Annotated in this window: 28 protein-coding genes, 2 tRNA genes and 1 pseudogene; 9 read left to right on the plus strand and 22 right to left on the minus strand. The window is 63.4% G+C overall.

Annotated elements, in window-relative coordinates:
- Positions 1-149: 149 nt before the first annotated feature.
- Positions 150-716 carry a methylated-DNA--[protein]-cysteine S-methyltransferase gene (locus tag E4K09_RS01135; protein ID WP_134494431.1) on the minus strand — a complete coding sequence of 189 codons (567 nt, stop codon included), beginning with the start codon at positions 714-716 and terminating at the stop codon, positions 150-152.
- A gap of 295 nt (positions 717-1,011) precedes the next feature.
- Here E4K09_RS01135 and E4K09_RS30915 point away from each other — a divergent pair.
- The 5 genes and pseudogenes from E4K09_RS30915 to E4K09_RS01155 form a co-directional block, all read left to right on the plus strand.
- Positions 1,012-1,106: FAD-dependent oxidoreductase (locus E4K09_RS30915; protein WP_425293799.1), on the plus strand; the 95-nt coding region annotated here is incomplete at its 3' end.
- Between the two features lies 1 nt (position 1,107).
- A pseudogene (locus E4K09_RS30920) lies at positions 1,108-1,191 on the plus strand (hypothetical protein); the annotation flags it as partial.
- The coding region (locus E4K09_RS01145; protein ID WP_134494569.1) for an FAD-dependent oxidoreductase at positions 1,154-1,406 on the plus strand (253 nt) is incomplete at its 3' end. The pseudogene E4K09_RS30920 and the gene E4K09_RS01145, both read left to right, overlap by 38 nt.
- Positions 1,407-1,504: 98 nt before the next feature.
- Positions 1,505-2,386: a 3-hydroxybutyryl-CoA dehydrogenase gene (locus tag E4K09_RS01150; RefSeq protein ID WP_134494435.1), complete on the plus strand. Its 882-nt coding sequence runs from the start codon at positions 1,505-1,507 to the stop codon at positions 2,384-2,386.
- Between the two features lie 624 nt (positions 2,387-3,010).
- Positions 3,011-3,577: an HNH endonuclease gene (locus E4K09_RS01155; RefSeq protein WP_134494437.1), complete on the plus strand. Its 567-nt coding sequence runs from the start codon at positions 3,011-3,013 to the stop codon at positions 3,575-3,577.
- Between the two features lie 50 nt (positions 3,578-3,627).
- Here the strand turns inward: E4K09_RS01155 and E4K09_RS01160 are convergent, their stop codons facing one another.
- Entirely contained in the window at positions 3,628-4,128 is a 501-nt protein-coding gene (locus tag E4K09_RS01160) for a disulfide bond formation protein B (protein ID WP_134494439.1), read from the minus strand.
- Between the two features lie 11 nt (positions 4,129-4,139).
- Entirely contained in the window at positions 4,140-4,721 is a 582-nt protein-coding gene (locus tag E4K09_RS01165; RefSeq protein WP_134494441.1) for a YqaA family protein, read from the minus strand.
- Positions 4,722-4,867: 146 nt separating this feature from the next.
- Here E4K09_RS01165 and E4K09_RS01170 point away from each other — a divergent pair.
- Positions 4,868-4,952 (plus strand) — tRNA-Leu (locus E4K09_RS01170).
- A 267-nt stretch (positions 4,953-5,219) separates the two neighbouring features.
- Here E4K09_RS01170 and E4K09_RS01175 read toward each other — a convergent pair.
- Positions 5,220-5,948 carry an FkbM family methyltransferase gene (locus E4K09_RS01175; protein WP_166802088.1) on the minus strand — a complete coding sequence of 243 codons (729 nt, stop codon included), beginning with the start codon at positions 5,946-5,948 and terminating at the stop codon, positions 5,220-5,222.
- Between the two features lie 556 nt (positions 5,949-6,504).
- Between E4K09_RS01175 and E4K09_RS01180 the strand changes: the two genes are divergently transcribed.
- On the plus strand, positions 6,505-6,687 hold the full coding sequence (locus E4K09_RS01180; RefSeq protein ID WP_134494445.1) for a hypothetical protein: 183 nt from the start codon (positions 6,505-6,507) through the stop codon (positions 6,685-6,687).
- Positions 6,688-7,032: 345 nt separating this feature from the next.
- On the opposite strand, the gene E4K09_RS28660 is transcribed toward E4K09_RS01180, so the two are convergent.
- From E4K09_RS28660 to E4K09_RS01215, 8 genes are all read right to left on the minus strand, one after another.
- The gene (locus E4K09_RS28660) at positions 7,033-7,200 is read right to left on the minus strand and encodes a hypothetical protein (RefSeq protein WP_166802089.1); all 168 of its coding nucleotides are present in this window, start codon (positions 7,198-7,200) and stop codon (positions 7,033-7,035) included.
- 100 nt (positions 7,201-7,300) lie between these two features.
- Positions 7,301-7,840, minus strand: coding sequence for an RNA pyrophosphohydrolase (locus E4K09_RS01185; RefSeq protein WP_134494447.1), 540 nt, complete (start codon positions 7,838-7,840; stop codon positions 7,301-7,303).
- A 207-nt stretch (positions 7,841-8,047) separates the two neighbouring features.
- Complete coding sequence (locus E4K09_RS01190; RefSeq protein ID WP_134494449.1) at positions 8,048-9,361, minus strand: S41 family peptidase; 1,314 nt, start codon at positions 9,359-9,361, stop codon at positions 8,048-8,050.
- On the minus strand, positions 9,361-10,716 hold the full coding sequence (locus tag E4K09_RS01195; protein ID WP_134494451.1) for a murein hydrolase activator EnvC family protein: 1,356 nt from the start codon (positions 10,714-10,716) through the stop codon (positions 9,361-9,363). Before E4K09_RS01195 ends, E4K09_RS01190 begins: the two co-directional genes overlap by 1 nt.
- A gap of 3 nt (positions 10,717-10,719) precedes the next feature.
- The gene (gene rlmH, locus E4K09_RS01200) at positions 10,720-11,214 is read right to left on the minus strand and encodes a 23S rRNA (pseudouridine(1915)-N(3))-methyltransferase RlmH (RefSeq protein ID WP_134494452.1); all 495 of its coding nucleotides are present in this window, start codon (positions 11,212-11,214) and stop codon (positions 10,720-10,722) included.
- Between the two features lie 16 nt (positions 11,215-11,230).
- Complete coding sequence (gene rsfS, locus E4K09_RS01205) at positions 11,231-11,560, minus strand: ribosome silencing factor (protein WP_244470453.1); 330 nt, start codon at positions 11,558-11,560, stop codon at positions 11,231-11,233.
- Between the two features lie 152 nt (positions 11,561-11,712).
- Positions 11,713-12,369 (minus strand): nicotinate-nucleotide adenylyltransferase, encoded by a 657-nt coding sequence (locus tag E4K09_RS01210; RefSeq protein ID WP_134494454.1) that lies wholly within the window; start codon positions 12,367-12,369, stop codon positions 11,713-11,715.
- Positions 12,366-13,607, minus strand: a complete 1,242-nt coding sequence (locus E4K09_RS01215; protein WP_244610310.1) for a glutamate-5-semialdehyde dehydrogenase — start codon at positions 13,605-13,607, stop codon at positions 12,366-12,368. Before E4K09_RS01215 ends, E4K09_RS01210 begins: the two co-directional genes overlap by 4 nt.
- A gap of 184 nt (positions 13,608-13,791) precedes the next feature.
- Between E4K09_RS01215 and E4K09_RS01220 the strand changes: the two genes are divergently transcribed.
- On the plus strand, positions 13,792-14,574 hold the full coding sequence (locus E4K09_RS01220; protein ID WP_244610300.1) for a DUF72 domain-containing protein: 783 nt from the start codon (positions 13,792-13,794) through the stop codon (positions 14,572-14,574).
- On the opposite strand, the gene proB is transcribed toward E4K09_RS01220, so the two are convergent.
- The 5 genes from proB to rplU form a co-directional block, all read right to left on the minus strand.
- On the minus strand, positions 14,544-15,659 hold the full coding sequence (gene proB / locus E4K09_RS01225) for a glutamate 5-kinase (protein WP_134494460.1): 1,116 nt from the start codon (positions 15,657-15,659) through the stop codon (positions 14,544-14,546). The genes E4K09_RS01220 and proB overlap by 31 nt on opposite strands.
- The gene (gene obgE / locus E4K09_RS01230) at positions 15,656-16,690 is read right to left on the minus strand and encodes a GTPase ObgE (protein ID WP_134494462.1); all 1,035 of its coding nucleotides are present in this window, start codon (positions 16,688-16,690) and stop codon (positions 15,656-15,658) included. Before obgE ends, proB begins: the two co-directional genes overlap by 4 nt.
- Before the next feature lie 290 nt (positions 16,691-16,980).
- Positions 16,981-17,631, minus strand: coding sequence for a GNAT family N-acetyltransferase (locus E4K09_RS01235; RefSeq protein WP_134494464.1), 651 nt, complete (start codon positions 17,629-17,631; stop codon positions 16,981-16,983).
- Between the two features lie 177 nt (positions 17,632-17,808).
- Complete coding sequence (rpmA, locus tag E4K09_RS01240; protein WP_134494466.1) at positions 17,809-18,075, minus strand: 50S ribosomal protein L27; 267 nt, start codon at positions 18,073-18,075, stop codon at positions 17,809-17,811.
- A 116-nt stretch (positions 18,076-18,191) separates the two neighbouring features.
- Positions 18,192-18,503: a 50S ribosomal protein L21 gene (gene rplU, locus E4K09_RS01245; protein WP_134494468.1), complete on the minus strand. Its 312-nt coding sequence runs from the start codon at positions 18,501-18,503 to the stop codon at positions 18,192-18,194.
- Positions 18,504-18,778: 275 nt separating this feature from the next.
- Here rplU and E4K09_RS01250 point away from each other — a divergent pair.
- A tRNA-Ser gene (locus tag E4K09_RS01250) sits at positions 18,779-18,868 on the plus strand.
- Between the two features lie 158 nt (positions 18,869-19,026).
- Here E4K09_RS01250 and E4K09_RS29960 read toward each other — a convergent pair.
- The 5 genes from E4K09_RS29960 to E4K09_RS01275 all read right to left on the minus strand — a co-directional run bounded on the left by E4K09_RS29960 (position 19,027) and on the right by E4K09_RS01275 (position 24,166).
- Positions 19,027-19,467 carry a DUF1003 domain-containing protein gene (locus E4K09_RS29960; RefSeq protein WP_166802098.1) on the minus strand — a complete coding sequence of 147 codons (441 nt, stop codon included), beginning with the start codon at positions 19,465-19,467 and terminating at the stop codon, positions 19,027-19,029.
- Positions 19,468-19,753: 286 nt separating this feature from the next.
- Positions 19,754-20,551, minus strand: coding sequence for a crotonase/enoyl-CoA hydratase family protein (locus E4K09_RS01260; RefSeq protein ID WP_204985668.1), 798 nt, complete (start codon positions 20,549-20,551; stop codon positions 19,754-19,756).
- Entirely contained in the window at positions 20,551-22,110 is a 1,560-nt protein-coding gene (locus tag E4K09_RS01265; RefSeq protein WP_134494472.1) for a class I adenylate-forming enzyme family protein, read from the minus strand. Before E4K09_RS01265 ends, E4K09_RS01260 begins: the two co-directional genes overlap by 1 nt.
- A gap of 11 nt (positions 22,111-22,121) precedes the next feature.
- Positions 22,122-23,321: an acyl-CoA dehydrogenase family protein gene (locus E4K09_RS01270; RefSeq protein WP_204985669.1), complete on the minus strand. Its 1,200-nt coding sequence runs from the start codon at positions 23,319-23,321 to the stop codon at positions 22,122-22,124.
- The gene (locus E4K09_RS01275; protein ID WP_134494474.1) at positions 23,318-24,166 is read right to left on the minus strand and encodes a nitrilase-related carbon-nitrogen hydrolase; all 849 of its coding nucleotides are present in this window, start codon (positions 24,164-24,166) and stop codon (positions 23,318-23,320) included. Before E4K09_RS01275 ends, E4K09_RS01270 begins: the two co-directional genes overlap by 4 nt.
- Positions 24,167-24,181: the final 15 nt, after the last annotated feature.

Consider the following 24,181-nt stretch of genomic DNA (forward strand, 5'->3'; position numbering starts at 1 on the left):
TCCAGAACCTCCGACCTCGTCCTGAGGAGCCTCGTGAGCGGCGTCTCGAAGGATGATCTGGATTGTACTGGAGACGCCCTCGTCCCTCGAGGCGGACCTCTGGTCCTCCTCAGGATAGGAGCTTGGGGAGCCGAAGACTGGAGCTGTGCTTACGATATCGGATCGAAAAGCGTCGGCTCCTCGTCGCGCCGGGCGCCTTCGATGGCGAGGAGGCGGCGCTTCGTCATGCTGCCGCCATTCGCCGAAAACCCGCCGAGCTTGCCGCCCGCAGCGACAACCCGGTGGCAGGGGACGATAAGGGCGAACGGATTGCGTCCGAGCGCCTGACCGATCAGCCGGGCATTCTCGATATGGAGCCTGGACGCGATCTCCCCATAGGTCAGGACCCGTCCGGGCGGGATGCCGCGCGCAACCTCGTAGACATTTCGGTGGAGCTCCGGCACACCCTCCATATCCAGCGGGACACCGGACAGATCGCGCGCCTCGCCCTTCAGCAGAGCGACCATATCCGCCATGATCGCCCGAATGGCGGGCGGGGGAGGGGCTTCGGCCGTTCCAGGAAAACGCTTGGCGATGCGGCTTCGCGTCAGGGATGCATCGTCTTCCGGCAACTGCACGCCGACGATCCCGCGGCCGTTCCAGGCAAGACCGCAGACGCCGATGGGCGTGTCGAAGAGCGTGTAGAACGCTTCGCGAGCTGAAGGGTGATTCTGCATCGACGCATTTTATGTGTCTCGGAGGAGGGCGGACAACTCGGGAGGCTCGTCTCCAGGGCGGTTATCGCCCTGTTTTGCGGCATGCGACCGCCCGCGCCGGGTGCCAGGTCATCGGCTCCCGGCATAACCTTATGCACAAAGCGAACTTTCAGCTTCCAGCCAATGAAGCTAGGACAGTTCCAAAGAAGGCTGCCCTTGAGAAGCCCGCTCGATTGTTCATATCTAAACGGTCAGGGTGCGCTTCGAGGTCGCGTACAGGAGAACACGCATGTCCGATCTACCGGCTCGGGAATCGATGGAGTTTGACGTTGTGATTGTCGGGGCCGGCCCTGCGGGGCTTGCCGCGGCGATCCGGCTCAAGCAGCAGGCGGCGCAAGCCGGCGCGGACATNGACGTCGTCACACGGGCAAGCAGCGTAAGGCTGGGTAGCGCAAATCATGTCCGATCTACCGGCTCGGGAATCGATGGAGTTTGACGTCGTGATTGTCGGGGCCGGCCCTGCGGGGCTTGCCGCGGCGATCCGGCTCAAGCAGCAGGCGGCGCAAGCCGGCGCGGACATCTCCGTGGTGGTGGTGGAAAAAGGCTCGGAGGTGGGCGCCCACATTCTGTCCGGCGCGGTGATCGACCCGATCGGGCTCGACGGCCTCCTGCCCGAGTGGCGCACCGATCCCGACCGGCCGCTCAAGACGGNCAAAGCCGGTTAATCGGGTCAGGAATAGGCGAATGATCGCGATCCGGGCGGGACGTCCCGCCCGGACGCTTCGAGCATGGACTGCAGGCGGATTCAGATGGGCATCGAGATCAAAACGGTTGGCGTGATCGGCGCAGGGCAGATGGGCAGCGGCATCGCCCATGTCTGCTCGCTCGCGGGGTTCAGCGTCCGGCTCCACGATCTCTCCGAGGACCGCATCAATGCGGGCCTTGCCACCATCAACGGCAACATGGCGCGCCAGGTCGCCAAGGGCGCGATCGCCGACAACGACCGGCAGGGGGCGCTCGAGCGCATCAAGCCGGCGCAGGGCTATGACGACCTGGCCCTTTGCGACATCGTGATCGAGGCCGCGACCGAGAACGAGGAGGTGAAGCGCAAGATCTTCACCAATCTCTGCCCCTCGCTGCGCCCGGACACGATGATCGCGACCAACACATCCTCGATCTCGATCACCCGGCTTGCCGCCGCCACCGACCGCCCGGAGAAGTTCATCGGCATCCACTTCATGAACCCGGTGCCGGTGATGCAGCTCGTCGAGCTGATCCGCGGCATCGCGACCGACGATGCCACGTACGAATCCGCCAAGGAATTCATCGCCAAGCTCGGCAAGACCTCCACGGTCTCGGAGGATTTCCCTGCCTTCATCGTCAACCGCATCCTGCTGCCGATGATCAACGAGGCGATCTACACCCTCTATGAGGGCGTGGGCTCGGTCGAGGCCATCGACACCGCCATGCGCCTCGGTGCGAACCACCCGATGGGGCCGCTGCAGCTTGCCGACTTCATCGGCCTCGATACCTGCCTGTCCATCATGCAGGTGCTCTATGAGGGCCTGGCCGATTCCAAGTACCGCCCCTGCCCGCTCCTGGTGAAATACGTCGAAGCCGGCTGGCTCGGTCGCAAGACCAAGCGCGGTTTCTACGATTATCGCGGCGAGCACCCGGTTCCGACCCGCTAGAGGATCGGACGGGACGGCATCGTCCCTTCGGGAAGCCCATGCGAGCTCCCTCTTTCGGGCGGCGCTTCGTCGCGTGCGGGCGGCCAGGCCGCTTCCGCGCGGAGGCCCTGAGGGCGTCTCGGCGCCAATTGTTCACCGAAATCGGATCGGGTGCGGCACAAACGTCCTGTGGGTGAGCTTCACAACAGCGTCACATTGCCTATAGTCTACTCAGACGGGACTACTCTTCTTTGAGAGGAGGCGATGTGACGATTCGCATCAAACCTGTTGCGAAGCCGGAGACCTGTCCGGCCCTTTTCCTCGATGCTGGGGACCGGCCTTTGAGGGATGATGCCTTGCGCTCCTGCGGCCGGCGGGGTGCGATCAGGGCGGCGCTTACGAACCGTGTGAACGCCCTATCCGAGTACGACAAGGCCGTCCGAAGTCCGAGACCTTCAGCCTCTATCCTTCCGGACGTCTCCGCGACCCGACGTTCAGCCCCTCCGATATCCGGTTCTCTTTCGCTTCAAGACCTTCCTGCGCCGTTACGCCAGCCGCCGAGATCGTGGCGACTGCCCGGATCGGACCCGCAACCCCGTCGACTCCCGGACCGGCAAGACCATGTAACGGAGTGGGGGTTCTAGAATGAACGTTCCCATCTCCAATCTCAGAACCCTCGTCCTCAATGCGGATCTCCAACCCCTGAGCTGGGCGCCGCTCTCGATCTGGAATTGGCAGGACGCCTTCGTGGCCGTGATCCAGGACCGGGTCGTTCAGATCAAGACCTACGAGGACGTCCGGGTTCATTCCGCCAACCAGTCCTTCGAAGTCCCCGCCGTCGTAGCCCTCAAGCGTTACCGCAAGCGCAAGAAGGTGGCCTTTACCCGCTACCACCTGTTCCTGAGGGACGAGTTTACCTGCCAGTATTGCGGCCAGAGATACGACGCCAAGGACCTGACCTTCGACCATGTCATTCCGAAAAGTCGGGGGGGCATGTCGGCCTGGAGCAACATCGTGGCCTCCTGCAGCGCCGATAATCTCCGCAAGGGAAGCAAGACCCCGCAGCAGGCCGGGATGACGCTCAGGCGCAGGCCGTTCGAACCCAGCCCGCACGAACTCGACGCCATCGCCCGGCGCCTCCCCCAGGCGAGGGACGACCTCCACCAGACCTGGATGGACTTCCTGTACTGGGATGCCGAGCTCGAGAGCTAGAGCCTTTTTCGGCGAAGGGGACCCGGCTCACCGCCCATGGGTCCGATGCTCTAGTCCCTGACGGCGATGCCCTTTCCCGCCGCAGCCGTGGCCGCGAAGGCCGCCAGGGCAAGAGAGATCAGCACGTTCCATCCTGCCAGCGACAACCCGAGAAAGCGCCATGCGGCCTCTGTGCAGCTCACCACGCGGGTGTTCTGCAGCTGGCTGAGAAAATCGCCCACATTGCCGGCACCCGCGCCAGAGCCGCCGCCGCAATCGCTGGGACCGACGAAGAAGCCCCATTCGACTCCCGAATGATAGGCGCCGAGCCCTGCGCTCACGAGAAAGATCAGCGCCAGGATCCACAGCCCCATCCGTGTCCAATGCGGCGGCAGAAGAGCCGCCGCGAGCCCGAGCGGCATGGCGGCGTAATAGGGGTTGCGCTGGACCAGGCAGAGCTTGCAGGGCACATAGCCGAAGGCATGCTCGAACACGAGTGCGCCGCCGATCGTGACGGCCGCGGCCAACACGATCGCCAGGGCGGCTTGGCGCATGGTCAGGCGAAGGCTCATGCCCGTCCCCCTTAAAATAGATACCGGAAGGCCACGAAGCCGCCAATGATGACCACGATGGCGAGGGTCGCAACAAGGTTGAAGTTGTTGTCGATGATCGCCTTGATGCGGGGTCCGAACCGGCTCATGAGCAATGCGACCAGGAAGAAGCGCGCGCCGCGGGTCAGGACCGAGAGCAGGATGAACCAGCCCAAGGAGTAGCCGGCAAGGCCCGACGTGATGGTGACGAGCTTGTAGGGGATCGGCGTGAGGCCTTTGAGCAGGATCACCCAATGCCCGTATTCCGCATAGCCGTGCCGGAAGGCTTCCACGCCCTGCGTGAGACCGTAGAACTCGAAGAGCCGGACCCCGATCGTGTCGTAGAAGGCGACCCCGATGGCATAGCCCAGGATGCCGCCGAGGACCGACGCGATCGTGCAGACGAGGGCATAGAACCAGGCCCGGTCGGGACGGGCCAGCATCATGGGCACGAGCATCACGTCCGGCGGCACGGGAAAGAAGGAGCTTTCCGCGAAGGACACGGCGGCCAGGGCATAGGGAGCGGAAGGCCTCGAAGCGAGGGACAGGGTCCAGTCGTAGAGTCGTCTGAGCATGAGATTCCGGCAATGATCGGTCTTGAGGACCGCGGCGGCCTGTTTGAGCATAACCCGCCCGGAATAGCGAGGGGCAGCCTCCGCTCAAGCTTTCACATCTGCCTGATTGACCATGCGCGATGCCTCATGGTACTCCGCAGATCCTTGCCCCTGTGGCGGAATTGGTAGACGCGCTCGACTCAAAATCGAGTTCCGCAAGGAGTGCTGGTTCGATCCCGGCCAGGGGCACCATCGCCTTTTCAGATGGCACGGCGGGAAGCCTGTGAGAACACAATATCCTCAAGGGCAAAAGACGATCAGACGGCCGCACCTGTAGGGGCCGACGACCGCCGTTCATGCATCCGGCGCCGCCTGACGCTTCAAGCCGCATCCCTTTCCAGCGAATGAGAAGCAACCAACCTCTCGATGAAGGCTCCGGCACCGGAGCCGATTGCTTCCCCGAACCGCAGACCCGCCGATGCAAGGCCGGAGCTCAGGAATGATGTTCGCCAGTGCCCATCATTCCTTAGCGAAGTACCAATCCGCCTCGATCTGTCTGACGAGGCGCCAGCCGTGGGTTTCGAGGAGTTCCGCAGCACCCTGCTCGGCCTTTGAAATCTCGACCTGAAGCAGGCCCGTGTTCCGGTCCAGGAGACGGGGCATTCCGCGGACAACAGCCTCGGCCATGCCTTCCACATCGATCTTGGAGAAGATGCGCTGGTGATCGAGAGCGATGACGTCGTCGAGGCGGCGCACCTGGATGGTCTCCTGGTCCGTAAAGACGGACAGGTTTCTCGCCGTGGTGCTCAGGTCGAGACGCGAGACACCGGTCGAGGTCGGATCGACATGGATAACCAGCTCGTCGGTCCGATCGCCGAGCCCGAGCCGGTGAGCCGTGACCTTCATGTCGAGCCGATTGGCGAAGACATTGCCGAGGAGCTGGTTGTAGTTGCGCCGGACGGGCTCGAAGGCATGCACGGCCGCGACCGTTGCCTCGCGGCCCAGCAGGACCGTGTAGAGGCCGATATTCGCACCGATATCGATGACATGGCTGAGGCGTCGCCTGCGGATCTCGCTGCGCACGAAGGCAAGTTGCGCGTCCTCGTAGCGAACTCCGGCCAGAATTCGGTTGTCGATCCAGTTGCGGGGATCGAGGATGAAGGTCGCCTCGTCGCGGTAGCTGATGGACGGAAATCGCCGCAGCTTCGCAAGCCTCTTGCGGAGGCTGTGAATCGGTCGCAATACCATTGTCTGATGGTGCCCTATGAACGTAGCGTGGACCGCTTCCATGGAATTTTTGCTGTAGGATAAGCCGGTCCGTTCCTGGGTCGTTCTGATTGAAAGTCCTGGGCTGGTCAAGAGATGGGAGCCGTGCATCCTTGTCTCACCAATCAGATGTTTGCGCCTCGATGAAACAACCATTCGGCCTCGCGAAGGATCGCTGCGGTAACCTGGATCGCTCTAGCGACCAGCGCAGCGCAAAGTCTGTTTCCAAGCACGAGCGTGACGCACGTGTTCCTGACCGAGTCCAGAACCGAAATGGGCTACCTGCTGTCGGACCTCAGCATTGACAAGTGGTTCGAGGCGGCGTGTCCTGACGGATGCCGGACGCGCATCGGCCCATGCTGGCCGCGTGGCGTAGAACTGTCGGACTACCCCTTTTGCACCTTTGCCGAATCGGGAACCTATCGGACAAATGGCTTCGTTGCACGGCCAAGTCCTTTCCACTCGCTGACGTCAACCACGCTGCGGGTCACTAAGGGGCCGCAAGAAGTAATCACGTCTGCAAACAAGGGGCACCACCATGGAACAAGAAGTCGAATATGTCGCTCGTGCACTTTATGAGGCCGAGGACGATGCGCTGCTGTGGGAAGCCGAGCCGGAAATCCTGAAAGAGGAATTCCGCTGCTATGCCCGTGCAGCCATTGCGATGATGGCCCGGCAGGAGCAGCAGGGACGCGCGGACGAGATCCAGTACGCGGCCTAGCTTGACCGGCTCACTACAGGCGCCCGTGGCGAAGTTTTTCGCCGCGGGCGCTGTCGTTTTACGATAGACGCCTTCCCTTCGCGGGCATGCTGACCGACGCATGACGATCAGATCCGGACCACCGGTGATGCCGCTCACGTTGCATCCCGATCCCTCATTCGCGCGCCTGACGATTGCGCGATTTCCGCATGCGCCTCAGACGTCACATCGATGTTGGAGGTCCTGAATGTCGTGCTCATTGATCGGCTGCTCCGCTCGCGGGTCGGATGGCCCCATCCACTATCCCACCCCAGGTCCCTGACGGTCTGCTCGCGCTGCGGCGAGGAGCAACTTCCCGCCTCACGGTTACACAGGAGAGATCCCATGCTTGACCGTGGCGTAGAGAATGACGCCGCCGACACAGGCGAGCAGCAACAATCCCAGCAGCAGCGCGATCCAGAATCCGGAATCGAGAAAGATGCGAATGTCGCTGACGAGAGGATTGGTCGGTTCGGGATTGAAAGGCTTGTTCATGATGATCGACCTCGGCAGTTTCGAGAAAGCGTCGAAACAACCCGCAGGCCTTGTGGCTGTTCCTGCCAAGTAACGCAGGAGCGAGGGCGGTCCCCCAGGATCAGGATTTCGTGACCTGTGGCACCAGGTGGCTGAACGCTGCGACGACGTTCTCGTAAACGCCACGTTTGAAGGGAATGATCAACTCCGGCAGGCGATGCATGTCTTCCCAGCGCCACTCGTCGAATTCGGGCCTATGGTGCCCGCCGCCCGGTTGAAGAATGTTGATCTCGCTCTCGTCGCCCTCGAACCGGAAGGCGAACCATTTTTGTGTCTGGCCGCGATACCGCCCTCGCCATGCACGCCCGGCCACGATGGAAGGCAGGTCGTAGGAATACCAATCAGGTGCTTCTGCAAGCAGGCTCACGGAGCGAACGCTTGTCTCCTCATACAACTCCCGCAAGGCCGCCTGATAGGGATCCTCACCCGGATCGATGCCGCCCTGGGGCATCTGCCACGCATAACCATCGGCAACCTGATCGCTGGAATCGGAATGACGCCGTCCGATGAAAACCTGACCCTGCCTGTTGAGCAGCATGACGCCGACGCAGGAACGATAAGGCATTTCCTTCCTGCTCTGCTGGGTTTTGGCGCTTCTCATCAGACATTCACTCCCATGCCTTGCCCCCACGGTTGCCGATCATCTGAGGTATCGCCGGCATGTGTCGATGGTTCCAAAGGTCGAGCTTCCAGAGTGCCGTTTCGCAGAAGCCTGCACAAGCTGTTCCGTGCTGTTGTCAAAGCCTGAATAGAAAAGGCCTGGCGGCAGTGCCGCCAGGCCCGATGATCTTCGCGTCGCCGCTCGAACTCAGTTCGGGGCGGCCGTGGTGTTGGCAGCGCCCTTGCGCACGCCGTGGAGCAGGTCGTAGGCCGCGAGCAGTTGCTTGTCCTTGGTCGGATCCGGCGGCACGTAAGCGGAGGAACCGCCGCGCTCTTCCTTGTCGCCGCCGTTCTGCAGGTGCCCGCGCAGCCCGGCCTCGCCCTTGGTCTCGTCCTTGCCCTTCAGCTCCTCGGGCACGTCCTGCAACACCTCGACATCCGGGTCGATGCCCTTGGCCTGGATCGAGCGTCCGGACGGGGTGTAATAGCGTGCCGTGGTCAGGCGCACCGCGCCGTTTCCGCCGAGCGGGATGATGGTCTGGACTGAGCCCTTGCCGAAGGAGCGGGTGCCCAGCACCGTCGCACGCTTGTGATCCTGCAGGGCGCCGGCCACGATCTCCGATGCGGAGGCTGAGCCGCCATTCACGAGCACGACGAGAGGCTTGCCCTTGGTCAGGTCGCCCGACTTGGCGCTGAAGCGCTGCGTATCCTCGGCATTGCGGCTGCGTGTCGAAACGATCTCGCCGCGGTCGAGGAAGGCGTCGGACACCATGATCGCCTGGTCGAGCAGGCCGCCCGGGTTGTTGCGCAGATCGATGACGAAGCCCGACACCTTGTCGGCGCCGATGTCTTGGGTGAGCTTCTCGATGCCCGCGCGCAGGGCCTCGTAGGTCTGTTCGTTGAACTGCGTGACGCGCAGGACCCCGATATCGCCCTCGACGCGGGCGCGCACCGGGCGAACCTTGATCGTCTCACGGGTGAGCTTCACCTCGATGGGATCCTTGGCCTCCTTGCGCTGGATCTTCAGCGTGACGGAGGAGTTGACCGGACCGCGCATCTTGTCGACGGCCTGGTTCAGGTTGAGGCCCTGAACCTGTTCACCGTCGATCTGGGTGATGATGTCGTTGGCCATGACGCCGGCGCGGGAGGCCGGGGTGTCGTCAATGGGCGTGACCACCTTCACGAGGCCGTCTTCCATCGTCACCTCGATGCCCAAGCCCCCGAACTCGCCGCGGGTCTGCACCTGCATGTCGCGGAAGCTCTTGGCGTCCATGTAGCTCGAATGGGGGTCGAGGGAGGTGAGCATGCCGTTGATGGCCGATTCGACGAGCTTCGACTCGTCGGGCTTCTCGACATAATCCGTCCGGACCTTCTCGAAGACGTCTCCGAAAAGGCTCAGCTGTCGGTAGGTATCGGCCGAGGCGGCAACAGCGCCCGACGTCATCAGGCTCGTCTGCGACACCATGGTCGCGCTGCCTGCGCCGATGGCCACACCGAGAATCAATAGGGAGAGTTTGCGCATTATCCGCGAACCTTTTCGCTTTGCGATTTCGCCCACCAGGGACCTGGGTCGATCGAACCGCCGTCTTTCCTGAACTCAACATAGAGGACGGGATTGTTCTTTTCTATGGCGGAACCGGTCAAACTCATGAGAGGAGTATCCCCCATGGTCGCGACTGGCTCGCCAGCGAGCACGAATTGCCCAACGTCGACGTTGATTTGGTCCATACCGGCCAGAAGAATATAATATCCCGCGCCCGCGTTGATGATCAAGAGTCGACCATAGGATCGGAAGGGCCCGGCAAAGGCAACCCAGCCGTCCGCCGGTGATACAACGGCCGCCTTCGGGCGGGTCGTGATCGAAATGCCGCGCGTCGTTCCGCCATAGCCGTCGTCGGCCCCGAAGCTCTGAGTCACTTCGCCGCTGACGGGCCGCGGCAACAGGCCCTTCGCCTCGGAGAACGGGATCTTCGGAGCCAGGCGGGCCGGATCGCGGAAAGCCGCCTGGGCAAAGCGCTCCTTGGCCTCGCGCTCCTGGGCTTCGGCCGCCTTGCGGGCTTCCTCGGCGGCCCTCTGGGCCCCGGCGATTTCCGCCTCCATGCGGCCGATCAGCTCCTTGAGGGTGCCCGCCTGGCGGGCGAGCTCCACCGTCTTGTCCCGCTCGGCCCCGATGCTGCGCTCCACCTCGGACAGGCGGCTCTGACGGGCGGCCATGAGCGCGTTCAGGCGCTGCTGCTCGCCATTCAGGGCCGTCAGCTCCGCGTTGAGGGTGGAGCGGTCCGTGGCGATGGCCTCCTTGAGGCGCACCAGCTCGGCGAGGTCGGAGGCCAGGATCTCGGTCTCGGCTCTGAGCTCGGGCAGCACCGCGCCGAGCATGATGGAGGCCCGCACGGCCTCGAGCATGTCCTCCGGCCGCACCAGGACGGCCGGCGGCGGGCGGCGGCCCATGCGCTGGAGCGCTGCGAAGACCTCGACGATCACCTCCCGGCGCCCATCCAGGGAGCGGCGGATGGCGGCCTCGGACGCGGTCAGGGTCTGGAGACGCTGCTCCAGCCCGCGGATCCTGTCCTCGGTGTCCCGGACCCGGCCGGCGGTTTCGATCAGGGTCGTGTTGAGCTTGGCCCGGTCCGTCCGGATTTCTTCGACCTCGGACGCCAGGCGCTTCTGGGCCTCGGCGCTGGCGTTCATGGCCTCTTCCAGGACCTTGAGATCGCTCTGGCGCTTCTTCTTCTCCCCCTCGGTCTCCGGCACGATCTGGGGCGCTCCGCCCGCGGGCGCAGGCGCCTGCTGGGCCGATGCGGGACCCAGGACGGAGGCAACCAGGCATGCGGCAAAGCCTAGGGCCTTGCGGGACGGGAGGGCATCGAATCGGATCATTCGTCAGGAATCATCGTGGCCGGCGCGATGATAAGGGTGTCCGGCAATGATTGTCAGCGCTCTATAAAGTTGCTCGGCCACAAGGGCCCGGACGATCTGGTGCGGCATCGTGAGCGCGCCGAAGGACACCACGAGCTCCGCCCGCTGGCGGACCTTGGGATCGAGGCCGTCCGGCCCGCCGATCACGCAGGCCACTCCGGAGCGGCCCTCGTCGCGCCACTGCCTGATTCGTTCGGCGAAGGCCTCGCTCGACGGACTCCTGCCGCGCTCGTCGAAGACGATCAGCACGGAGGATCCGGCCTTTTCCAGAAGGGCGGCCGCCTCTTCGGCGCGGCGGTCGTCATCCCGGCGCGCCCGGCTTTCCGGGAGCTCGACGATATCGAGCCCGCCCAAGCCCAAGGCCCGGCCCAGGCCTTCGACCCTCTGCCTGTATCGTTCGACCAGCTCCCGTTCGGGGCCGCTCTTGAGACGGCCCACGGCCAGCAAGCTCAGTCGCAACGGATCAAGCCTTCATTCAGCTCGCGCGATCCTGAGGACGATCGGCGCCCCACATCTTCTCGAGGTTGTAGAAGCCGCGCACCTCGGGACGGAAAATGTGAACGAGAATGTCGCCGGCGTCGATCAGCACCCAATCGCAGGCAGGCAGGCCTTCCACGCGCGGCGTGCCGAACCCCTTGTCCTTGAGGTCCTTGACCAGGCGGTCGGCGATCGCGCCCACGTGACGGTGGGAACGGCCCGATGTGACGATCATGGTGTCTGCAAGCGAGGTCTTACCGGCCAGGTCGATCTCGACCGTGTTTTCGGCCTTCATGTCCTCGATGGAAGCCAGGGCGACGGCCCGGATATCCTCATCCTGCGGAGCAGTCGCTCCGGAGAGAGGGGGAAGCGTGTTCGTGTCCGCTTCGAGAGAGTTCAGTCGGTTCAGGTTCAAGCCCTTTCTAAGCAGCGCTCGTGCGGAGCGCCGTGTCCTAAGATAAGATCGGATGCCCCAATATTTCAACGTCCCCCGGAAGGAGAAGTTCGCCTCATTTGCCGCAGCATGGTGGAGGACAGGTGCGAGCGCGGCCCATGCAGGAAGACCCAGGCCGGCGGCCCGAGATCCGCCAGCGCGGAGGCCCTGTCCTCTGGGATGCGACGGCGCGAGAAGGCCGTCGCGGTGCGGGAGCGCGCCGCCTTCAAGGTCCAGCCCGGGCGGTCGATGACGGCGATCGGCATCATGCGGGCGATCTGCCGCCAGCCGCGCCAGCGATCGAAGCCCGCCAGATTGTCCGCCCCCATGACCCACACGAATCGCACCCCTGGAAAGCGCCGCTTGAGGTAGGCCAGGGTATCGACCGTGTAGCGGGCTCCGATCTCGCGCTCGAAGGCGGTCACGTCGATGCGGGGATCGTCGGCGATGTCCCTGGCCTGGACCATGCGCATGTCGGTGGAGGCGAGCTCGCCCGTATCCTTCAGGGGATTGCCGGGCGTGACGATCCACCAGATCCGGTCGAGCCGCAGCCGCTTGAGCGCCATGAGGCTCACATGGCGGTGCCCGGCATGGGCCGGATTGAAGGAGCCGCCATAGAGCCCGATCCTCATGCCGGGCGTCGCCAGCGGGAGACGGGCGAGGCCGGTGGGCGCAAGACGGAAACGGGAGGGCGGAGAGCTCACGGACGCGTCTGACCCGAACCGTGGATGCGATACTTGAACGAGGTCAGCTGCTCCACGCCGACGGGACCCCGCGCATGCATGCGCCCCGTGGCGATGCCGATCTCGGCTCCGAACCCGAACTCGCCGCCATCGGCGAACTGGGTGGAGGCGTTGTGCAGCACGATGGCCGAATCCACCTCCCGGAGGAAGCGCTGCGCGGCCGCATCGTCATCGGTCACGATGGAGTCGGTATGGTGCGAGCCGTAGGTCTCGATATGCGCGATGGCATCGTCCAGGCCGTTTACGACGCGCACGGAGATGATCGCGTCGAGATACTCCGTGCGCCAATCCTCCTCCGTGGCGGGCGTGACGCGCGGATCAACCGCCTGGACGGCCCTGTCGCCGCGCACGGCGCAACCCGCCTCCAGCAGCATGAGCACCAGCGGCTCCAGATGCGTCTTCGCGCAGGCGCCATCCACCAGGAGGGTCTCCGTCGAACCGCAGACGCCGGTGCGGCGCATCTTGGCGTTCAGCACGATGGCCTTGGCCATCTCCAGATCGGCTTTCTCGTGCACGAACACGTGGCAGATGCCTTCGAGATGCGCGAAGACCGGCACCCGCGCCTCTTCCTGCACGCGCCCCACGAGGCTCTTGCCCCCGCGCGGCACGATGACGTCGAGGTTGCCGTCGAGTCCCGACAGCATCGCCCCGACGGCGGCACGCTCCCGGGTGGGAACAAGACGGATCGCATCCGCGGGAAGCCCCGCCTGCTCCAGGCCCTGGCTCATGGCGTCCGCGATGGCGAGCGCAGAGCGGAAGCTTTCGGATCCCGTCCGCAGGATCGCGGCATTGCCGGCCTTGAGGCACAGGGCGCCGGCATCCGCCGTGACGTTCGGGCGGCTCTCGAAAATCACGCCGATCACGCCAAGCGGCGTTGCCACGCGCTCGATCCGCAATCCGTTGGGACGCTCGAAGCGGGCCAGCACGCGCCCGACCGGATCCGGCAGGGCCGCCACGCTCTCCACCGCCGCAGCGATGGCTTCCAGGCGCCCGGAGTCGAGCCTCAGACGGTCGATGAAGGCCGGGGTCTGTCCCTTGGCTTCGGCCTCGGCGAGATCCTCGGCATTGGCTGAAAGGATCGAGGCGGCTCGCGCACGGATCGCGGCAGCCATGGCGTGCAGGGCCGCATTCTTCTGCTCAGCCGAGGCCAGGGCGACGCCCCGGGCGGCGCGGCGGGCGCGGCGGCCCAGATCGGCCATCAGCGCCGCGACACCGGGATTTCCGACCGATGTCGCACCTGGCGCGTTGAGATGGTCGATGGTCGAATTTTCGCTCAAGGCTCGCGTGTCATCCATGTCCAAGTCCCGCCCCTCCGACGTCCGGAGGGAAACCTCCCGTCCCCGATCCATAGCACGCCGGGCCGCGCCAGGACCAAGCCGCTCGATGCGGCCCGACCCGACGAACCCCGAGATCCGGGTGGGAACCTCCGGCTGGCACTATAAGTCGTGGCACGGACCTTTCTACCCGCAAGAATCAAAGATCAAGGAATTCCTGTCCTACTACGTGAAGCGCTTCGATACGGCGGAGATCAACAATTCCTTCTACCGGCTGCCCACGGAACAAGCCGTCAGGGCATGGCGGGAGAGCGTGCCGGACGGGTTTCTCTTCGCCTGGAAGGCCTCGCGTTTCATCACGCATATGAAAAAGCTCAAAGACATCGAGGAGAGCATCGAGCTCGTGTTCGGCCGCATGGAGGGCCTGGGCGAGGCTTTCGGGCCCGTCCTGTTCCAGATGCCACCTGTCTTCAGGGCCAGCGAGGAGACCCGCGAGCGGGTGGCGCGATGCCTGTCGCTCGTGCGGCGGAACCGGCGCGTCGCTTTCGAATTTCGCCACCCGAGCTGGTACGAGGAAGCCACGTTCCGCATCCTGCGCGATCACAACGCGGCGCTCTGTCTGTCCGACCACGCCGATGCTCCCGCTCCATGGGTGACCACGGCTGATTTCGTCTATGTGCGCGCCCATGGCACCGACGGGCGCTATGCGGGCAGCTACAGCGAAGAAACCTTGCGCGATTGGTCCCGTCGGATCGCGGAGTGGCATCGGCAGGGACGGGACGTCTACGTCTATTTCGACAACGACATCAAAAGCGCCGCACCCGGCGACGCACAAACCTTGTTGAGGATCCTGGACGAGGATCAGTCGCTCAGCGCCATGTCGTCCCGGTGAATCATCTCGGCGCGTCCGGGATAGCCGAGGATCGCTTCGATCTCACGGCTCGGACGGCCGATGATGCGCGAGGCCTCCTCGGCATCGTAGGCCACGAGACCGCGCCCGAGAACGCGGCTCTCGTCGCGGATCGTCACCGCATCGCCCCGATGGAACGTGCCCTCGATCCGGCGCACGCCGACGGGAAGAAGGCTTGCGCCGCCCTGCAACGCGCGGGCTGCGCCCTCGTCGACCACGATCGTGCCGCGCGGCTCGAGCGCACCGGCGATCCATGTCTTTCGCGCGGTCGCGGGATTGGACGGCGTGAGGAACCAGGTGCAGCGCTCCCCCTCGACCACGCGCCTCAGCGGGTTCTTCGCGCGCCCGTCGGCAATGATCATATGCGTGCCGCCGGAGGTGGCGATCTTGCCGGCCTCCACCTTGGTACGCATGCCGCCGCGGGACAGTTCGGAAGCAGCTCCTCCCGCCATCGCCTCGATCTCCGGCGTGATGCGCTGGACGACGGGAATATGCCGGGCCTGCGGATCGGATGCGGGCGGCGCCGTATAGAGCCCGTCGATGTCGGAGAAAAGCACGAGGAGATCCGCGCCGATCATGGTGGCGACACGCGCCGCCAGACGATCGTTGTCGCCGTAGCGGATCTCGGAGGTCGCCACCGTGTCGTTCTCGTTGATCACCGGCACGGCGCGCAATTCGAGAAGCTTCAGGGTCGTCGCACGCGCATTGAGATAGCGCCGCCGCTCCTCCGTGTCGGAGAGCGTCACCAGGATCTGGCCCGCCGTAATCCCATGGTGAGCGAGCACCTCCGACCAGGTGCGTGCGAGGGCGATCTGGCCGACGGCGGCGGCCGCTTGGCTTTCCTCGAGCTTCAGGGGACCGGAGGGAAACCCCAGAACCGTGCGCCCCATCGCGATCGCGCCGGAGGAGACCACGAGCACATCCGCGCCCTTCGCGTGGAGATCGGCGATGTCCTCGGCGAGGGCCGCGAGCCATGCATGGTTCAGCCGTCCGCGGGCCCGGTCCACCAGGAGCGCGGAGCCGACCTTCAGAACGACGCGGCGGAACTGGCTGATCTGGGGGCTCACGGATGCCACTCTTCCTGGGTCTGGACCGTCTCCTCCTCCGCCTTGGCCTCGTCGATGACCGTGAGCAACGCCTGCAGGACGTCCTGCACGCCCAGTCCCGATGCGGAGGAGATCACGAGAGGCGTGCGCTTGCAGGCCTTCTTCAACGCCTTGAGCTGCTCTTGGAGGGTTTCTTCGTCCAACGCATCCGCCTTCGAGAGGGCGACGATTTCGGGCTTGTCGGCAAGGCCGTGGCCATAAGCTTCGATCTCGTGGCGCACGGTCTTGTAGGCCTCGCCGGCGTTCTCGCTCGTGCCCTCGACCAGATGCAGCAGCACGCGGCAGCGCTCCACGTGGCTCAAGAAACGGTCGCCCAGGCCGACACCTTCCGATGCGCCCTCGATGAGGCCCGGAATATCGGCCAGCACGAATTCGCGTCCGTGGACGCGCACGACGCCGAGCCCCGGATGAAGGGTGGTGAACGGGTAATCGGCGATCTTGGGCTTGGCCGACGTGACGGCGGCAAGGAAGGTCGACTTGCCCGCATTGGGCAGGCCCACGAGGCCCGCATCGGCGATCAGCTTCAGGCGCAGGATGATGGTGCGCTCCTGGCCCTCCTGGCCCGGATTGGCCCGTCGCGGCGCCCGGTTGGTCGAGGTGGTGAAATAGGCGTTGCCGAAGCCGCCGTTGCCGCCCTTGGCGAGCAGCACCCGCTGGCCCACATGGGTCATGTCGGCGATGACGGTCTCGCCGTCTTCCTCCAGAATCTCGGTGCCGGCGGGGACTTTGAGCACTACGTCGGCCCCCTTGGCGCCCGCCCGGTTCTTGCCCATGCCGTGACCGCCGGTCTTGGCCTTGAAGTGCTGCTGATAACGGTAGTCGATGAGGGTGTTGAGCCCCTCCACGCATTCCGCCCATACGTCGCCGCCGCGGCCGCCGTCGCCGCCGTCCGGCCCGCCGAACTCGATGAACTTTTCACGGCGGAACGACACGGCGCCTGCGCCGCCATTGCCCGAACGAATATAGATCTTGGCTTGGTCGAGAAATTTCATAACCCGCATCCTTTACGGGACAACATGCCCATGAGCAACGCACAGATGAGCAACGCACAACGTGAGCGATGCAAGCAAAAGAGAAGCGCCCCCGAATGGTTTCGGGAGCGCCCCGGTTCTTGGAGTTGCCGCCAGGAGCATCACCAGGCACGGAGAGCCGGATCCGGCTTTCGGCCTGGAGGCCTCGAGCATCGTGCGGCCCTCAGGGTCCGCGACAAACGACGCTCGTAACCTAAGAAGAAGCATCGGTTCGATCCCAAAAGTGCAAGTCCAGTTTTGGGATCGATGCTTTAGCTCGCCAGCGATATGGAGGAATCCAGCTCCATCTCGAGGGCGGCGGCCTCGGGGACGAACCCTGTGTGGCCCCAGGCCTTCAGGCTCTCCCAGGTCCGCCGGTCGAGGCGGAAATGGTCGACCGGATAGAGGCCGCACCTGGCCGGCAGCTCCGAGAGACCCGCGCCCTGATAGGCGAAACCGCACTTCTCCAGCACACGGCGGGAGGCCGGGTTGATCACCCGGGCGCAGGCCGTGACCTCGCCGCCGTCGGTATAGGCGAAGAAGGCGTCGATCAGGGCTCGGACCGCCTCGGTGGCATAGCCCTGCCCCCAAAAGGGGATGCCGAGCCAGTAGCCCAGATTGGGCTTGCCGGTTTCGGGATCGGCGGTGATGCCGACCATGCCGATGAGGCTGTTCGGCTTGCCCTTGGGCGTGATTGCCAGCTGCAGGCCGTCGCCATGGGCATTGCACCGCCGGGCCTCGAAGATGAACCTCTCGGCCTGTTCCGGATGGTACGGATGCGGAATTCGGGCCGTCATGTCCGCGACAGTTTTCTCACCGGCAAGGCGTACGACGGCTTGGGCATCCGCAAGGCGAGGCCAACGCAGCCACAGGCGGCGGGTCTCGAGACGGAAAACATCGTCACGGGTGAGGTCGGGAAACATGGTCTTGCTCCGATCCGAATTGGGCCTCCCTGGCCCGGAAAACACGAAGGGGAGGTGGACATCCCACCTCCCCTGTTGGTTTTGGATCTGAGCTTGGCCTTGAGGGGCCATTTGGAGCTTTTGATCCGCCGGGTCGGTGTGATGCCGGCGGGAGCTCCTTCGTTTTGCTCTCGCCGTTTACTCTGCGGCCTCTTGGGCCGGTACGACCGATACGAAAGCTCGGCCTTGACGCGTAAGGAATCGGACGCGGCCATCGGCCGTAGCAAAGAGCGTGTGATCTTTGCCCATGCCGACATTCGCACCCGCATGCCATTTCGTGCCGCGCTGACGAATGATGATGTTGCCGGCGATGACCTGTTGATCGCCGAACTTCTTGACACCGAGACGACGGCCTGCCGAATCGCGACCGTTGCGAGACGAACCGCCTGCTTTTTTGTGAGCCATGGGTAACTCCCGTGTTTCTTAGCTGTGCCCTGCCTTTCGGCGGAGCCGGCGCAGCCTCTTCGGCCGCAGCCTTGTGTTCTACCTACCTTAAGCCGCTGACCGGCTCTCGCCTCACCTTATGCGCGGATCTCGGTGATCCGCACCACGGTGTAGTCCTGGCGATGCCCGCGCTTGCGGCGCGAATTCTGGCGGCGGCGCTTCTTGAAGGAAATGACCTTCTCGCCGCGGGTATGCTCCACCACTTCGCCTGCCACGGTCACGCCCTGGATGAGGGGGGCGCCCACCTGGGTGTTGCCGTCGTTGGTGACCATCAGAACCTGGTCGAACGTAACGGCGGTGCCCGGCTCGCCCGCGAGCGTGGCGACGGTGATGACGTCGTTGGCGGCAACGCGATATTGCTTGCCGCCGGTCTTGATCACTGCGAACATCTTGATCCTCGTGTTCAAACCCAAATCTCAACGAGGCTCTTGGCCCGCAGGATTGGCTTTTTGGCAGTTCCGGCTTCGTTTCACGGCCGCTTAGCACAGCCGCATGGATACGAGCAGGCACTCGTACCCGCTCATAGAGGACGCCTACCTACGGATTGTCACCGGCTTTGTCAACCAAAAACCCCGAAAAAACATCCACTGAGGTGCTTGAAGAGCCGCCAAGCCCATGATATCCACCCCGCCTCAACCAGCGGGCTTGAACGCCTTCGCACCCCGGAGAGGTGGCAGAGTGGTTGAATGCACCGCACTCGAAATGCGGCATACGGGCAACCGTATCGGGAGTTCGAATCTCCCCCTCTCCGCCATAATTCAGGCCTAACCAACTGAACTTGCTTATCTATTTGCCGGCCGCCAAGGCCCTTCTCCATTTTGATCCTCTCTCAACCTTTAAGCTGAGGTTCTGGTCGAAGATGGCTGTATAGGGTTCAGAGCGCCGTCAATCCTAGGCGCCCTCTCGCCTGCTCTAATCTGGGCAGATGCCAACCGCGCAGTCTTTTCGCGGTGAGCAAGCGCCGTTCCATGTTGCGATTGGACCTTCGTTTCCCTTGTCGCTTCTTCTGCCGCCTCTGCCCTTTTGCGCCGGATCTGCATACGGCGAATGGTAACAGCAAGCCTCGTAGCCTTGCTCAATGAGCGCTGCTTTGAACCGCGTCTTATTGCTTTGGTCTTCGACATGAAACCGGATTCCGAACTCCGCCTTCAGGTTGACCTGATAGTCGTTGAGGGAGCGCAACCGGTCCTTCGCCTCCTGACGCCTCTGGCTCATCATGATGACTGGAGCCTGAACGGCCGCGAGGCAAGACACCATGAGGTTGAGCAGGATGTAAGGATAGGAATCGAGGGTCTCCGGGCCGCGCAGGGCATTGACGAGGATCCAGGCTCCTAGTCCGAACCCAAATACGATGAGACACGGTCAACTGCCGCCGAATATGGCAAGACCCCCCGAGAGACGTTTCCCGATCGTGCGGCTCTCGTCATAGTTTTCCTCGACGTTGGCCGTGACCGGAACGCGAAGGGAGTCATCATCCGGCGCATCAGGGAGGCTCTGAGAGACGGAGCCCGCGAATAGCCTCAGATCGGCTTTCGAAGCCGGTCCTGCTGCAGACCAAGAACTTGGTTCCTAGAACCAGGTGAGGTGAGGGTACCCTTCCAGCAGGATGTCCTTACATGAGCTTAAACCTCGAACGATCCTACTCCCCCACAAAATTTGGAGACCGCCTTTCGAAGATCGCGCGAATGGCTTCTTCGTGATCCTTGGTGTGATGGCATATGCCCTGCATGCCCGCGGCCATTTCAAGCAGCATGTCGAACCGGCTATTCTGGGATTCACGCAGGAGTCGCTTCGACATGCGCAGGTGGCGGGGTGGGTTCACCGCGATCCGGCCTGCTGTCTTAACCGCTTCATTCATAAGCTCCTCATCAGGCGCCACCTTCGAGACGAGCCCCCAGGCTAAAGCTGTCGATGCATCGATAGGCTCGCCGGTGAAAGTCATCTCGGCCGCCCGGCTGAGCCCGATGGCGCGTGGCAAGAGCCATGAGCCGCCATCGCCGGAGATGATGCCAACTTTGACGAAATTCTCGGCGAAGACGGCGCTCTCGGCGGCGATGCGGATGTCGCAGGCGCAGGTGATGTCAAATCCGGCGCCATAGGCGGGCCCATTGACCGCAGCGATGGTTGGAACCTCGAGGTTGTAGAGCTTGGCGATGGTTTTCTGAATTCCGGCCCTGTACCGGTCCCGCAGCTCCCCAGGCGATCCGGCGAAACTCCCGGCGCGGTCCCTCATCTCCTTGAGGTTGCCGCCACCGGAGAAAGTCTGCCCTGCACCCGTGACAATGACGCAGCGTACCGACAGATCGTCCGCAGCACGGTCGCAGGCCTCGTTAATGCCGGCCAGGATGTCGGCATCCGTGACGAGGTTGCGGCTCTCAGGCTTGTTCAGGATCATGGTCACCACATGACCCTGCTGGTTGTAGAGCACGGCGCTCATCAGGCAGCTTTCTGCGAGTAGGCGGCGATGAGTTCGCGTTTGAGAACCTTGCCGCTGGGATTGAGAGGAAGCGCATCGATGAAGATGATGCGCTTGGGGCGCTTGAACGGGGCAAGATCGTGACTGGTGCGGCAGTGCTGATCGATCACGTCAACGGTCAGGTCGGGAGAGCCTTTCACGATGAAAGCGGTGACGATGCTGCCCCATTTGGGATCGGCCAATCCGACGACGGCAGCTTCCTGCACACCGGGGCAGCGGTAGAGCACATCCTCGACCTCACGGGGATAGATGTTCTCTCCGCCTGAAACGATCATGTCGTCGGCGCGCCCTCGGAAGGTGTAGAACCCATCCTTGTCGCGACTGAACAGATCGCCGGTCATGAGCCAGCCATCTTGCAGCTTCTTCGCCGTCTCCGCCGGCTTGTTCCAGTAGCCAGCCATCATCTGCGGGCCGCGCACGAGCAGTTGCCCCACCTCGTCGTCAGCAACCATGTCCTCGGGATCGTAATCATCGTCCTGGCCGATACGGACGATGCGGCAATTGGTAATGAGAGTTGGCTTGCCGCAGGAGCCGAGATGGCTCAGCGCATCCTCGGGATGCAGAAGAAGCGTGAGGCTCGCCTCGGTCATGCCGTAGCCGTTATAAATGTTGGGACAGAATCGTTCGATCACCTGCTGCATGGTCGTGCTGGCAATAGCCGCTCCGCCCGTCGTGATCATGCGCAGCGATGACACGTCGTAAAGGTTGAAGCGGGGGTGAAACAGCATCTCCTGGATCTGGGTTGGCACGGCAAAAAGCGTCGTGATGCGCTCGGAATCAATGGCTTCGAGCGTCGCCAGCGCCTCATAGCGCTCCATGATCACGTTCGTACCGCCCACCATCATGTGAGGTGTGAAATAAGCCTGCATGCCGCCGACATGATAAAGGGGCGCGATGTGGAGAGCGATATCTCGATGAGACAATTTATATTCCATCGTGCAGTTCTGCGCGATTGCCACATCGTTGGCATGGGTATGCATGACGCCCTTGGGCTTACCCGTCGTACCGGATGTGTAGACGAGAGCGGAGAGATGCTCAGGCAGGACCGCCGGGTGCATGTCGGACGGTGAATGCTGCTCGGCCAGGATCTCGAAGTCGAAATGCCCGGCTGGCAATTCGGCAATGTCACCACCATAGGCGATATAGGCATGAACGCTGGGGACATTCTCGGCAATGCGCAGCACATTGTCCTGGAGGCTGCGGCCATAGACCAGCACTCGTGCTCCGGAATCGCGCAGGATGTAGGCGGCCTCGCCCGAGGCCAGACGGAAATTCATCGGCACGGCCACGGCACCGAGAAGCTGACAAGCAAAGAACGTTGTGGCCGATGCTTCCGATGTATTGAGATAGAAGGCAACGCGATCCGTCGGTCTCACGCCCATTTCGGCGAGAGCGCCGGCAAAGCGTAGGATTCGTGCATACCAGGCCTCGTACGTCCAGCGCCGCTCATTGTGGACCAGAGCGGTGCGGCTCGGATATTTTTCAACGCTCTGCAGAAGGAGGCTCGTGATCGTCAACATGGGACACAGCTTCAAAGATTAGGCTTCAAGGTGGGCAGGTCAGTGGAGGCGATGAGGTAGCGTGCCATGTCGGAGGTTCCGCCGACGATGGGTAGAGCACGCGCATCGCGGTAAAGCTGCTCGGCTCGGCCATATTCCTTGGTGATGCCGTCGCCGCCGAGAATCTGAACCGCCTTGTCGGCGCAGTAAACAGCGGTTTCAGTGGCGACGAGCTTCGCCATCGCGGCAGGCTTGGCCAGCTCCTTACCCGTGATGCCGGCATCGTACAGCTTGGCGGCTCTATAGGTCAGGAGCTCCGCCGCATCGATGCGCCAGCTCATTTCGGCAATGGTGCTCCAGATGAGCTGCTTCGCCCCGAGCTTCTGCCCGAAAACCTCCCGGGTCTGGGCGTGATCCTGGGCGATCTTGAAGGCGGAGCGGGAAACGCCGACGCCGGTTCCGCCGAGGATCGTGCGCTCGAAATTGAACATGCTCACCATGATGCGCGTGCCTTGTCCGGGCTCTCCGAGGATGTGGTCGCGCGGCACGCGCACGTCACGCATCTCCACCTCGCCGACCACACAGCCCCGGCGGCCCATGAAAGTGTAGCGTCTCGGAAAGCTCAAGCCCGGCCTGCCTGCCGGCACGACGATGGCAGATAGGCCTTTGCCGGGAGGTGCACCGGGATCGGTGATCCCGTACATGATGTAGACATCGGCCACGCTGGCATTGGAGATGTAGCGCTTGAGGCCGTTCAGCACCCATTCCTGCCGCGCTTCGTCGAACGTGATCCGTGTCTGCAGGCGGGATGTGTCTGAGCCGGCGGACGGCTCCGTGACGCCGATGGCCCCGACCGTGCGCCCGGCAATGATATCGCCGAGATAACGCTCGCGAATCTCGTCCTTCGCATAGCGGTGTAGCGGATAGGCACAACTCAAAGCAGTGCCGATGGTGGTCTCAAACGCATAATTGATGGCGGCCGCCTCCTCGGAGAGGATGGTCGCGTGCGTCAACCCTGGCTTCGTGAGCCACCCGCGATAGAGGTCGCGGAACATGAGTTTCAGGTAACCCGCTTTGCCGAGTGCATGCACCACGGCCTTCACCGCATCCCAGCTGTCATCGTCCTCGATGGCCGCAGCACGCGGCGCGAGTTCACGCGCCAGAAAATCGCGTATCTCCGCACGAAACCGCCTATCTTCCTCATCGAGGATGAAATCCTGCACACGACTCATGACGGCGTGCCCTCGGCAAGGCGGGTAAAGGCGCGGGCAAGCAGGGTGGCGGCTCCATCGCGCACGGTAGGCAGGAGAAAGCGTGCCTGGCGCACGGCTTCGTAATCGATATCTGTCACGATCAGTGCTTCTCTGTCCTCGGCTTGAGCGAGCGTGTTCCCTGCCGGACCGAGAATGCGGGAGCCGCCCCAGAAGGTAAGTTCACCTTCCCGCCCGACGCGGTTGGCAAGAACAAGGGGAAAGCCATAGGTCATAGCGTGGAAGCGGGCATTGATCGCCCATCCTTCCCTATTGTCGAACTCATCGCCGACCGCCTCCCGGGCAGAGCTGATCGGGGCGAGCAGCAGGTTGGTGCCGCTCAGCGCGGCCCAATGAACAAGACCCGGATTCCACAGATCGGCGCAGATCATCACGGATGCATGCCACTCCATTCCGATCGGGTGAAGCGAGATGCTCGTTCCCGTTCCATAAAATTTGCCGTCCTCAAGACGGCCATAGGTCGCAAGGTTGATCTTCCGGTAAACGAAGGCAACCCTCTCACCCGTTAGTCCGAAAGCGCTGTTGAAGAACAAGGCACCCGCAGCCTCCTCAACGCCTCCAACGATGGTCAGCATCGGTCCGCTTGCGCGGCTCAGCTCGCGTAAAGCCGGATGATCCATCCTCAATGCCAAGCGCGTTGCCTCACGCCCGCCTGAATGTCCAACAAGGGAAAGCTCCGGAAATACAAGCACCTGCGCACCTGCCGCACGCGCCTCGGCAATCACGTCGAGATGCTTGCGAAGATTAGCGTCGAGATCACCGAGGGGCGTCTCGATTTGCGCTGCGGCAAGTTTGAGGATTCTCATTGCAGGACCAAGCGT

The organism is Microvirga pakistanensis, from assembly GCF_004458765.1.
GTDB lineage: Bacteria > Pseudomonadota > Alphaproteobacteria > Rhizobiales > Beijerinckiaceae > Microvirga > Microvirga pakistanensis.

What these genes read in the sequence shown, in the direction of transcription:
- E4K09_RS01135 (WP_134494431.1), bottom strand. Translation starts at nt 716, where the DNA reads ATGCAGAATCACCCTTCAGCTCGCGAAGCGTTCTACACGCTCTTCGAC.
- E4K09_RS01150 (WP_134494435.1), top strand. Translation starts at nt 1,505, where the DNA reads ATGGGCATCGAGATCAAAACGGTTGGCGTGATCGGCGCAGGGCAGATG.
- E4K09_RS01155 (WP_134494437.1), top strand. Translation starts at nt 3,011, where the DNA reads ATGAACGTTCCCATCTCCAATCTCAGAACCCTCGTCCTCAATGCGGAT.
- E4K09_RS01160 (WP_134494439.1), bottom strand. Translation starts at nt 4,128, where the DNA reads ATGAGCCTTCGCCTGACCATGCGCCAAGCCGCCCTGGCGATCGTGTTG.
- E4K09_RS01165 (WP_134494441.1), bottom strand. Translation starts at nt 4,721, where the DNA reads ATGCTCAGACGACTCTACGACTGGACCCTGTCCCTCGCTTCGAGGCCT.
- E4K09_RS01175 (WP_166802088.1), bottom strand. Translation starts at nt 5,948, where the DNA reads ATGGTATTGCGACCGATTCACAGCCTCCGCAAGAGGCTTGCGAAGCTG.
- E4K09_RS01180 (WP_134494445.1), top strand. Translation starts at nt 6,505, where the DNA reads ATGGAACAAGAAGTCGAATATGTCGCTCGTGCACTTTATGAGGCCGAG.
- E4K09_RS28660 (WP_166802089.1), bottom strand. Translation starts at nt 7,200, where the DNA reads ATGAACAAGCCTTTCAATCCCGAACCGACCAATCCTCTCGTCAGCGAC.
- E4K09_RS01185 (WP_134494447.1), bottom strand. Translation starts at nt 7,840, where the DNA reads ATGAGAAGCGCCAAAACCCAGCAGAGCAGGAAGGAAATGCCTTATCGT.
- E4K09_RS01190 (WP_134494449.1), bottom strand. Translation starts at nt 9,361, where the DNA reads ATGCGCAAACTCTCCCTATTGATTCTCGGTGTGGCCATCGGCGCAGGC.
- E4K09_RS01195 (WP_134494451.1), bottom strand. Translation starts at nt 10,716, where the DNA reads ATGATCCGATTCGATGCCCTCCCGTCCCGCAAGGCCCTAGGCTTTGCC.
- E4K09_RS01215 (WP_244610310.1), bottom strand. Translation starts at nt 13,607, where the DNA reads ATGGCCGATCTGGGCCGCCGCGCCCGCCGCGCCGCCCGGGGCGTCGCC.
- E4K09_RS01220 (WP_244610300.1), top strand. Translation starts at nt 13,792, where the DNA reads ATGCGGCCCGACCCGACGAACCCCGAGATCCGGGTGGGAACCTCCGGC.
- obgE (WP_134494462.1), bottom strand. Translation starts at nt 16,690, where the DNA reads ATGAAATTTCTCGACCAAGCCAAGATCTATATTCGTTCGGGCAATGGC.
- E4K09_RS01235 (WP_134494464.1), bottom strand. Translation starts at nt 17,631, where the DNA reads ATGTTTCCCGACCTCACCCGTGACGATGTTTTCCGTCTCGAGACCCGC.
- rpmA (WP_134494466.1), bottom strand. Translation starts at nt 18,075, where the DNA reads ATGGCTCACAAAAAAGCAGGCGGTTCGTCTCGCAACGGTCGCGATTCG.
- rplU (WP_134494468.1), bottom strand. Translation starts at nt 18,503, where the DNA reads ATGTTCGCAGTGATCAAGACCGGCGGCAAGCAATATCGCGTTGCCGCC.
- E4K09_RS01260 (WP_204985668.1), bottom strand. Translation starts at nt 20,551, where the DNA reads ATGAGCGCCGTGCTCTACAACCAGCAGGGTCATGTGGTGACCATGATC.
- E4K09_RS01265 (WP_134494472.1), bottom strand. Translation starts at nt 22,110, where the DNA reads ATGTTGACGATCACGAGCCTCCTTCTGCAGAGCGTTGAAAAATATCCG.
- E4K09_RS01270 (WP_204985669.1), bottom strand. Translation starts at nt 23,321, where the DNA reads ATGAGTCGTGTGCAGGATTTCATCCTCGATGAGGAAGATAGGCGGTTT.
- E4K09_RS01275 (WP_134494474.1), bottom strand. Translation starts at nt 24,166, where the DNA reads ATGAGAATCCTCAAACTTGCCGCAGCGCAAATCGAGACGCCCCTCGGT.